The sequence below is a fragment of the Cyanobium gracile UHCC 0281 genome, from assembly GCF_034931305.1.
GTDB classification, from domain to species: Bacteria; Cyanobacteriota; Cyanobacteriia; order PCC-6307; family Cyanobiaceae; genus Cyanobium; species Cyanobium gracile_A.
In genome coordinates, this window is record NZ_JAYGHY010000032.1 from 18441 (window position 1) to 28393 (window position 9953).

Here is a 9953-nt window from a genome sequence, read left to right on the forward strand (position 1 = left end):
GAACGCCGTCAGATCAGTTGACGACGGCCAGGATGTCCTTCTCGGACAGGAGCACGTACTCGTCGGTGCCGAGCTTGATGTCCGTGCCGGCGTACTTGCTGTAGAGCACCTTGTCGCCGACACCCACTTCAGGGGCTTGACGGGAACCGTCGTCGTTGCGCTTGCCGGGACCGATCTGGACCACTTCACCCACCTGGGGCTTTTCCTTGGCGGTGTCGGGCAGAAGGATGCCACCGGCGGTTTTCTCCTCCGATTCGGACACCTTGATGAAGACGCGATCTCCGAGGGGTTTGACCGTGGAGACGCTGAGGGAAACGGCAGCCATGAAATGACGCGAAGAATGGTTGCGAAGCCAGCGACGAGGGTCGGCCGAAGCCGGAGCATCGCTGGGATGGGGCGAGTTAGCACTCGCGCCCTTCGACTGCCAACCTAGGGGGCGGCTCCGTCGCAACGCCATCCCCGGGCTGTGCGGGTGACCGAACCCCAGGCCCCAGGCCCCCTGCAGTGGTAAGGTTGCGCCGCTTCAGACGGGTGGTTGGATCCCGCTGGGCACACCACGTTCCTTCCTCCCTTATGGCTGCTGCCGCTCCCGCCGTCCCTGGTACCAAAGGCACCGTGCGCCAGGTGATCGGCCCCGTCCTTGACGTGGAGTTCCCTGCGGGCAAGCTGCCCAAAATCTTTAACGCCCTTCGTATCGAAGGCACCAACTCCGCCGGCCAGCAGGTGGCCATCACGGCGGAAGTGCAGCAGCTGCTGGGCGACCACCGGGTCCGTGCCGTGGCCATGAGCAGCACCGACGGCCTGGTGCGCGGCATGGGCGCCCTCGACACTGGCGCCCCCATCTCCGTTCCCGTGGGTGAGGCCACCCTGGGCCGCATCTTCAACGTGCTTGGCGAGCCCGTCGACGAGCAGGGTCCGGTCACCACGACCATGACCGCACCGATCCACCGCCAGGCGCCCAAGCTCACCGAGCTTGAGACCAAGCCGAAGGTGTTCGAAACGGGCATCAAGGTGATCGACCTTCTGGCGCCCTACCGCCAGGGCGGCAAGGTGGGTCTGTTCGGCGGCGCCGGCGTCGGCAAGACCGTGCTGATCCAGGAGTTGATCAACAACATCGCCAAGGAACACGGCGGTGTCTCGGTGTTCGGTGGCGTGGGCGAACGCACCCGCGAAGGCAACGACCTCTACGAGGAGTTCAAGGAGTCGGGCGTGATCAACGCCGACGACCTTTCCAAGTCGAAGGTGGCCCTCTGCTACGGCCAGATGAACGAGCCCCCCGGCGCCCGTATGCGGGTCGGCCTGTCGGCGCTCACCATGGCCGAACACTTCCGCGACGTGAACAATCAGGACGTGTTGCTGTTCATCGACAACATCTTCCGCTTCGTGCAGGCCGGTTCCGAAGTCAGCGCCCTGCTGGGCCGCATGCCGTCGGCCGTGGGCTACCAGCCCACCCTCGGCACCGACGTGGGTGAACTGCAGGAGCGCATCACCTCCACCCTGGCTGGCTCGATCACCTCGATCCAGGCCGTCTACGTCCCGGCCGACGACCTCACCGACCCGGCGCCTGCCACCACCTTCGCCCACCTCGACGCCACGACCGTGCTCAGCCGCGGTCTGGCCTCCAAGGGCATCTACCCGGCGGTGGATCCCCTCGATTCCACCAGCACCATGCTGCAGCCGGCGGTGGTGGGTGATGAGCACTACCGCACCGCTCGCGCCGTGCAGTCCACGCTGCAGCGCTACAAGGAACTGCAGGACATCATCGCGATCCTCGGTCTGGACGAACTTTCTGAGGACGACCGCCGCACGGTGGACCGGGCCCGCAAGATCGAGAAGTTCCTCTCCCAGCCGTTCTTCGTGGCGGAGATCTTCACCGGTCAGTCCGGAGAATACGTGAAGCTCGACGACACGATCAAGGGCTTCAACATGATCCTGGCCGGCGAACTCGACGACCTGCCCGAAGCCGCCTTCTACCTGGTCGGCAACATCGATCAGGTGAAGGCCAAGGCCGCCAAGATCCTCGCCGCAGCCAAGTCCTGATCCGGGAATCTTCTCCATGACCCTCACCCTGCGCGTCCTTGCCCCCGATCAGAGCGTCTTCGACGGCACCGCCGACGAAGTGATCCTGCCCGGCACCACCGGCCAGCTCGGCATCCTCACCGGCCACGTCTCGATGCTCACCGCCCTCGACAGCGGCGTGCTGCGGGTGCGGGAGGGGGGCAACTGGCAGTCGATTGCCCTGATGGGTGGTTTCGCCGAGGTGGTGGCCAATGAGGTCACCGTGCTCGTCAACGGCGCCGAACTGGGCAGCAGCATTGACGCCGCCGCCGCCCAGAGCGATTTCGAGGCGGCCCAGCAGGCCGCTGCGGCCCTGGAAGGCTCCGACCCCAGCCCCGAAAAGGTGAAGGTCCAGCAGGCCCTGGCGCGCGCCCGCGCCCGTCTTCAGGCCAGCAAGGCCGCCTGAGCTCTCCTGCTGGCCGCGGAGCTGCGGCGACCATGGGCAAGGGTCAGGAGCTCGGTCTGCAACTGCGCCAGTGGATCGCCACCGGTTCCGTCAGCCTGGATAATCCCCAGGCCCTGGCCAACCGGCTGATCGACGCCCTCGGGGCGGAAGAGAGTCTACGAGGACCCGTGCGGGATCTCGCCACCCAGCCCCTGCTGCTGCGGGTGCTGCAATTGCAGGGTGGCCCACAACGCAGTGCCGTCACGGCCCTCAGTCAGTATCTGGCCGGTATCTATGCGCCGAGGGTGCTGGCCGAGCTGCTCGACCTGCTGGAGGCCTGCTCCGGCGTGGCCCCTTCGCGGCCCGCTGGCGATTCCCTGGCCACGGACGCGGCCCCTGCCATCTCCGGACGCCTGCCCTGGCTGCAGAGCCTGCGGCCCCTCGGTCCCGGTCTGGCCCTGGCCGCCGCCTCGGCGCCGGTGCTGTTCTGGGCCGGCGGGGAACTCGACCAGTGGTTCTTTGATCCCTGGCGCTGGGGCAGCGGCGCTGTGCTGGTGGTGGCCCTGGCCCTGCTGCAGGCCCTGGCCCTCGGCCCGCTGCGGGCCCTGCGCCGCCGCTGGCCCCTGACCCTCGAGGCCAGCGGCGATCCCCGCCGCGCCTGGTGCTGGATCACCGCCCCCTGGATCCATGCGGCCAACCGCGAGGCCCTGCTCAACCTGGTGATGCTGGCGATCGTGCTGGGGGCGTCGTCGCTGCCCCTGGCCTCCCTGCTCTTGCGCTACACCCTCACTGCCCTGGCCACCACGGCACCGGCGGTGCTGATCGCCCGCCGAGCCCAGGTGCTGCGCCATTGGGACGGGGCTTCCGGGCCGATCGCCGCGCTGATCGCCCTGGCTTCGGCCCTCAGCCTCCTGCACTGGAAGGCCCACCCCTTCGTCGTGGGGCCGGTGGAGATCCCCGCCTGGGTGTTGCTGGTGATCTTTGGCGCCGTCCAGCTGGGCTGGCAGCTGCCCCGCCACGATTCCCAGGACAGCAGCAGCCCCAGGGCCCGGCTCTGGAGCAGCCCCTGGTGCTGGGGCACCGTGCTGGGAACGGTCTGGGCCCTGGTCACCCGCGCCCAGGAACTGGCCCGGGGACTGGGCTGGCTGGGCTGATTCAGCTCGTCAGGGCGCGCATGACCTGCCCCCACAGCTGGGCCACCAGGGCGCCGGAGGCGGCCTGGGCGGGGCGGTTGTCGTCGTTGCCCATCCAGATGCCAGTGAGGATGCGGCTGGAGGGGGAGTAGCCCACGAACAGCACATCGACGCCGTTGTCGGTGGTGCCGGTCTTGCCGCGGGCATCGGCCACCACGGCGGCGGCGCCGCCGGTGCCAGCGCTCACCACCTGCCGCAGCAGGGCATCCATCTCGGCGGCCACCGCCGGTTCGATCAGCTGGCGGGACAGCTCGCCCACCGGTGTGGTGACGCCGCTGGGGGGGCAGTCGGCCAGGGACCGCACCGAGCCGCAGATGCCCAGGTCGTAGATGCGTTTCACACCGTGCAGGGGCACCGAGCGGCCGCCGTTGGCCACCACGGCATAGGCCCCCGCCAGCTCGTACAGGTAGGTCTCCTTGCCGCCCAGCACCATCGAGACGCTCTCCTCCATGGGCGTGCTGATGCCCAGCTGGCGGGCCTTGGCCACCACCTTGTTCAGGCCGGCCTTCTGGGCCAGCCGCAGGGCCACCACGTTGTCGGAGCTGGCGAAGCCCGCCGCCACGCTGGTGCTGCCACTGCCACTGCGGCAGCCGGCCACGTAGGCCAGGGGGGCGCAGGAGACAGAGTCTCCGGGCTTCACGCCGGCCTCCAGGGCCGCCAGGAAGCTGAACAGCTTGAAGGTGGATCCGGGCTGACGCAGGGCCTGCACCCGGTCAAAGCTCGAGCGGCTGTAATCGCCGCCGCCGACGTAGGCCAGGATCGCCCCGGTGCTGTAGTCGATCGAGATCAGGGCGCCCTGGGTGAGCCCGGCCCGGCCCCCCGGCCCCTCCAGGAACGCCTTCAGCTGCTTCTGGGCGATGGCCTGCAGGCGCGGGTCGATGCTGCTGATCACCGCGTAGTTGCCCCGGGCCTCCGCACTGCTGAGGTCGAGGCCGAAGCGTCGCCCCTCCAGCTCGCCGATCACGTAGTCGCTGAAGAAGGGATAGCTGGAGTAGGTGGACGCGCCGCAGGCGGAGGGATCGATGTTGAGCGGTCGGCGGCGGGCGTCGATCAGCGCCTGGTCGGAGAGGTAGCCCTCGGCGTGCATCCGCCCCAGCACCAGGTCGCGGCGCTCCCTTCCCCAGGTGGGGTTCTCCCGGTTGCAGGGGCTGTAGCTGTTGGGGCTCGGCAGCAGGCCCACCAGGAACGCCGACTCCGCCACGTCCAGGGCGCTGGCCGACTTGCGGAAATAGAGCTGGGCCGCCTGCTCGAACCCTTCCGCCCCCAGGCCCAGGTAGGCCCGGTCGAGGTACATCTTGAGGATCCGGTTCTTGCTGAAGCCCGCCTCCAGCTGCCAGGCCACCCACAGCTCCCGCAGCTTGCGGGCCACCGACACATCGGTCCCCACGGCCGGGTAGACCATGCGGGCCACCTGCTGGGCCAGGCCGCTGCCGCCGCCGGTGCCTTGCACCAGGGAGCGCAGCGTGCCGAACAGGTCGATGCCACTGTTCCAGCCGAAGCGGGAGTCCTCCGAGGCGATCAGGGCCTGGCTCAGGTGCAGGGGGTAGTCGGCCAGGGTGGGCAGGGCCGTCGAGGAGCCCTCAGCCGCATCGATCTGGCGGCCATCGGTGGAGAACACCTTCACCGGCCCGCTCACCGACCGGATCGAGGAGCCGCCGGAGACGGTGGTGGCCAGCAACAGGCCCCCCAGGGCCACGCCCGAGCCGACGAGGGCACCGATGGCCCCCCAGTGCACCAGCTGCCCCAGGGGACTGCGGGGATGGCGGTACACCAGGGTCGGCGCCTCCCCCTTGAGTGGCGAACCGAGCTGCAGCCGGTCCCCGTCCCGCAGGTGAATGGCGCGGATGCGGCGATCGCGGTGAAACAGACCGTTGGCGGAGCCGAAATCCTCGCCGACATAGTCGCGGTCGCCGGGGCGCTCCTGCTCCACGATCGCGTGCACCCGGCTGACGCCGGTGGCGTCGGCCTGGAGCTCGCAGAGGGGATCCCGGCCGATGCGGTAGCGGCCGCCCTCCAGGGCCACACGCCGGCGGCACTGGCCGCCGATCCAGAGTTCCAGCCAGGCGCCGTGGCGGTTCAGTTCCCCCAGGGCCGTGGTCACGGCCCGGCGACGGCCACCATCCTCAGCGGGGCCGCGAAAGGCCTGCCACAGGCGGAGCCAAACCGCGGTCGGTGCGGCGGCGGTGTGGGGTGCGGTGCCAGGGGCGGTGCTGGGTGCGGTGATGTCGCCAGGCGACGCCTGCTCCGTCGTCCCCACCATCCCCGGCCCGTCTGCCTTGCTCCCATACGCTACCCGCAGCGATCGGAGCGGCCGGCCAGGTGGAGCAACGCCGGGATCCATGGGCACCCTTCCGCATCTGGACCGCCCTGACCATCGGGGTGTATGCGCTGCGGGCCACCTTTGCCGCCACCTGGGTGGGGGCGATCCCCGGCTGGGTGCTGCTGCTGCTGCTGCTGGTGGCCCTGGCCCTGGCGACCTCGGCCCTGCTGTTCCCCGGGCGGGTGATTCCCTGGCGGGAGGGGGAACCGATGGGCTGGTGGGGCCGTTTCCTGGCCGACCGGCGCCTGGGCCGCCGTCCCAAGGCCGGCGAGGACCCCCGATGAGCTCCCACCCCCGGCTGCTGCTGCGGGACGATCCCGGCCGCAGCGTGCCGCTCGATCCCCGCACGCCCCTCTCGATCGGCCGCGATCCGGCCAGCGGCCTCTGCCTGAGTCAGGCCCAGGGTGTCTCCCGCCAGCACGCCCTGGTGCGGGTGTCGCGAACGCGGCCGGGCCAGTGGCTGCTCTGTGACCTCGGCAGCGCCAACGGCACCTACCTCGAGGGCGCCCGGCTGCGGGACTGCCGCCCCCTCTCGGATGGCGACGAGATCCGGCTGGGCCTGCAGGGGCCGGTGCTGCAGTTCCGCGCCACCGCCGCTGCCAGCGCCGGCGGGCGCCCTGCGGCTCCCGTGGTGGCCCAGCCGGCCGCCGGGCAGCTGGATTTCGCCGGCCGCTCCCTGCCCCTCGATCGGATCCGCTCGGCCTACGTGCGCAGCCGCCGGCGCCATCCCCAGGCCTTCAGCTGGTGGCTGCTGCTCTGCCTGGGCGGCCTGCTGCTGCTTCCCTTCCCGTGGCTGTTCTGGCCCCTGCAGCTCGGGGCGCTGGCGGGCTGGATCCTGCTGGGCTCCCGCTGGGAGCATCTGCTGGAGGTGACGCTGCAGGACGGCCTGGCCTACCGGCACCGCTTCGACAGCCTGGAGACGGCCCTGGCCCACCGCAACGGCATTCGCAAGGCGATGGGCCCGGCCCCGGCGGCGGGGAGGCGTCCATGAGCTGGATCCTGCCGGAGGGCGCCAGCCTGGACTTCGAGGGTCTGGCGGCCCCGCTGCGGATCATCCGGGGCCTCGGGGGCGGCACCCAGGGCCAGGTGTATGAGGTGGAACTGGAGGGGGAGCGGCTGGCCCTGAAGTGGTACCTGCCGGCCTGCATCGCCCGTGACGGGGGCCTGGAGCGGCGCCTGGTGGCGAGCATCCGGGCCACCGCCCCGAATGAGGATTTCCTCTGGCCGATCGCCCTGCTGCGGGCCAGCCCCGCCAGCCGCCCCCTGATCCGTATCCGCCAGGAGAGCTTCGGCTACCTGATGCCCCTGCGGCCGCCCGCCTACGTGGGCGCCTGCGAGCATGCCGCCGGCCGGCTGGCGATTGGCCTGCACCAGGTGTTGCGCGCCTGCTTCGGCCTCGCCGATGCCTTCCATGCCCTGCACCTGGCGGGCCTCTGTTACAAGGATGTTTCGCTCGGTAACCTCTTCCTGGAGCCCGGCAGCGGCAGCATCCTCATCTGCGACAACGACAACGTCGCGGTGGATGGCGCCGACCACGGCGCCGTGCTGGGTACCCCGGGCTTCATGGCCCCGGAGGTGTTGCTGGGCCAGGCCCGACCCGGCGCCGACAGCGACCTGTTTTCCCTGGCGGTGTTGCTGTTCCGGTTGCTCACCCGCCACGATCCGCTCAAGGGCCAGATGGAGCTGGCGATCCGCTGCCTTGACGAGCCGGCCCGCCGGCGCCTCTGCGGCGAGGACCCGGTGTTCATCTTTGATCCGCTGGACGACCGCAACCGGCCCGACCCGATCGAGCATGCGGCCGCCCTGATCACCTGGCCCATCTACCCCCGCCCCCTCCAGGCGCTGTTCGAGCAGACCTTCTGCCGCGGCATGAAGCAGCCCTCCCGCCGGGCCCTCACCGGCCAGTGGAAGCAGGAGCTGGCCCGCACCCTCGACCGTCGTGTCCTCTGCCCCGCCTGCGGTCAGGAAAACTTCCAGGCCAGCGGCGCGCCGGCGCTGTGCTGGAGCTGCGCTGCCCCCCTGCCGGAGCCGATCACGCTGCAGCTGGACCATGGGGCCGTGCTGGCGGCGCCCGACAACGAGTTGCACCCCCACCACTTCGATGCCCTGGCCGGGGAGGATCTGCGCCGGCCGCTGGCCCGGGTGGTGGCCCATCCCCAGGACCACAGGCGGCTGGGGCTGCGCAATCTCTCGACCGCTGCCTGGAGTGCCGAGACCCACGACGGCCGTGTCCAGCCGGTGCAGCCTGGCGAGAGCTGTAGCCTCGCCGCACTCGCCCGGATCCAGTCCCCAGCGGGTCCGATCGCCATTCAGCGCCCCACCCGGCCATCCCCCGCCACCTGAGAGATGCCGTTCCCCGACGTCAAGCTGGCCAACCGGCCGCTCCATTTCCTCTACCTCTGCGACTGCTCCGGCTCGATGGCGGCGTCGGGCAAGATGCAGGCCCTCAACCAGGCCATCCGCCAGTCGCTGCCGGGCATGGCGGCGGTGGCCCGCGACAACCCGGAGGCGCGGGTGCTGGTGCGGGCCGTGCGCTTCGCCGACCACGCCGCCTGGCACATCGAGACCCCCACGCCGGTGGACCAGCTGGAATGGCGCGATCTGCAGGCCGGTGGCATCACGGCCATGGGGGAGGCCCTGAAGCTGGTGGCGGCGGCCCTGCAGACCCCGCCGATGGAGGTGCGCGCCCTGCCGCCGGTGCTGGTGCTGATCTCCGACGGCCAGCCCACCGATGATTTCGCCGCCGGCCTCGAGGCCCTGCTGCGGGTGCCCTGGGCCCAGAAGGCGGTGCGCCTGGCCATCGCCCTGGGCCACGACGCCGACCTGGAGGTGCTGCAGCGGTTCATCGGCACGGAACCGGCCACGGCGGGCCGCTCGCCCCGCCGCCCCCTGCAGGCCAGCAATGCCACCTCCCTGGCCCAGTACATCCAGTGGGCCTCCACGGCGGTGGTGGGGGCCGCCTCGATGCCGGCGAGCCGGGTGAGCGAGACGCCCCTGGAGTCCGCGGCGGGCAACATCCCCCTGCCGGATCTGCCCCCCACCGTGCTGGATCCCACCGATGATGTCGGTCCCCTGGTGTGGTGAACCGCTGGGCGGCGCCGATCACTGCCAGCCGGGCCGGGGCCGCCCACCTCAGGGCCGGCCGCCCCTGCCAGGACGCCGTGCTCTGCGGGGAACTGCGCGACGCTGAGGGGCATCCCGTGATGCTGATGGCGGTGGCCGATGGCCACGGCGGGCGGCGCTACCGGCGCAGCGAGGTGGGCAGTCGCCTGGCCTGCGAGACGGCCCTGGCCGTGGTGGGGGACGCCCTGGCCGCCACGCCCCCGGCGGACGGGGAGGGGGGCTGGAGCCGCTGGCTGGCCCACGACCTGCCCGAGGCGGTCCAGCGCCGCTGGCTGGAGGCGGTGCAGGCCCATTGGCAGAGCGAGCCGGGCGAGGGCGACTTTGAGCCCATGCTCTACGGCAGCACCCTGGGGCTGGTGGTGATGACGCCCCGCTGGTGGGGCCATACGGGCCTGGGCGACTGGGACCTGGTGCGGGTGGAGGCGGACGGCCGTGCCCGGCTGCTGCAGGAGGAGAACGAACCCACCGCCCTCGGCGAAGCCACCTGCAGCCTCTGCCAGCCCCAGGCGGCGTCCCTGTTCGCCCGCCGGGCGGCCCTGCATCCCCTGGCTCCTGAACCGCGCGCTTTCGCCCTGGTGCTCTGCACCGACGGCATCCGCAAGTCCTGCGCCACCGACAGCGATTTCCTCACCCTGGCGGCCTGGTTGGCCGGCAGCGGCGGCGAGGCGGCCGCAGACCTGCCTGAGGCGCTGGATCGGATCAGCCGCGAGGGCAGCGGCGACGATGTGACCGTGGCGATCGCCCGCAGCGGGGCGCCCGGTGAGCGGCCGTCGCCGTTGCCCATGCCTCCTGCAGTGACGCCATCCCCTGCCCAGACCGCCCAGGCCCCATCCCGTCCCCGGCGGCGGCGCCCGGCGATCGGCCGGGCGGTGGC

Annotated in this window: 10 protein-coding genes; 8 read left to right on the top strand and 2 right to left on the bottom strand. The window is 71.2% G+C overall.

The features are described from left to right. Positions 1–13: 13 nt before the first annotated feature. Positions 14–325 (bottom strand): co-chaperone GroES, encoded by a 312-nt coding sequence (groES, locus tag VB739_RS10425; protein ID WP_015110667.1) that lies wholly within the window; start codon positions 323–325, stop codon positions 14–16. A 248-nt stretch (positions 326–573) separates the two neighbouring features. Between groES and atpD the strand changes: the two genes are divergently transcribed. The 3 genes from atpD to VB739_RS10440 are packed head-to-tail and all read left to right on the top strand — an operon-like array spanning position 574 to position 3597. Then, positions 574–2040 carry a F0F1 ATP synthase subunit beta gene (gene atpD, locus VB739_RS10430; RefSeq protein ID WP_323356998.1) on the top strand — a complete coding sequence of 489 codons (1467 nt, stop codon included), beginning with the start codon at positions 574–576 and terminating at the stop codon, positions 2038–2040. A gap of 16 nt (positions 2041–2056) precedes the next feature. Further along, positions 2057–2464 (top strand): ATP synthase F1 subunit epsilon, encoded by a 408-nt coding sequence (atpC, locus tag VB739_RS10435; RefSeq protein WP_323356999.1) that lies wholly within the window; start codon positions 2057–2059, stop codon positions 2462–2464. Positions 2465–2496: 32 nt separating this feature from the next. Then, positions 2497–3597: a rhomboid family intramembrane serine protease gene (locus VB739_RS10440; RefSeq protein ID WP_323357000.1), complete on the top strand. Its 1101-nt coding sequence runs from the start codon at positions 2497–2499 to the stop codon at positions 3595–3597. Position 3598: 1 nt separating this feature from the next. On the opposite strand, the gene VB739_RS10445 is transcribed toward VB739_RS10440, so the two are convergent. Further along, positions 3599–5896, bottom strand: a complete 2298-nt coding sequence (locus VB739_RS10445) for a transglycosylase domain-containing protein (RefSeq protein WP_323357001.1) — start codon at positions 5894–5896, stop codon at positions 3599–3601. A 59-nt stretch (positions 5897–5955) separates the two neighbouring features. Here VB739_RS10445 and VB739_RS10450 point away from each other — a divergent pair, with 59 nt between their 5' ends. From VB739_RS10450 to VB739_RS10470, 5 genes are all read left to right on the top strand, one after another. Next, complete coding sequence (locus tag VB739_RS10450; RefSeq protein ID WP_323357002.1) at positions 5956–6240, top strand: hypothetical protein; 285 nt, start codon at positions 5956–5958, stop codon at positions 6238–6240. Then, positions 6237–6947 carry an FHA domain-containing protein gene (locus tag VB739_RS10455; protein ID WP_323357003.1) on the top strand — a complete coding sequence of 237 codons (711 nt, stop codon included), beginning with the start codon at positions 6237–6239 and terminating at the stop codon, positions 6945–6947. The genes VB739_RS10450 and VB739_RS10455 overlap by 4 nt, the downstream gene beginning before the upstream one ends. After that, positions 6944–8299, top strand: coding sequence for a protein kinase domain-containing protein (locus tag VB739_RS10460; protein WP_323357004.1), 1356 nt, complete (start codon positions 6944–6946; stop codon positions 8297–8299). The genes VB739_RS10455 and VB739_RS10460 overlap by 4 nt, the downstream gene beginning before the upstream one ends. 3 nt (positions 8300–8302) lie before the next feature. Next, positions 8303–9040 (top strand): vWA domain-containing protein, encoded by a 738-nt coding sequence (locus tag VB739_RS10465; protein ID WP_323357005.1) that lies wholly within the window; start codon positions 8303–8305, stop codon positions 9038–9040. Continuing rightward, positions 9034–9953: protein phosphatase 2C domain-containing protein (locus VB739_RS10470; RefSeq protein ID WP_323357006.1), on the top strand; the 920-nt coding region annotated here is incomplete at its 3' end. The genes VB739_RS10465 and VB739_RS10470, both read left to right, overlap by 7 nt.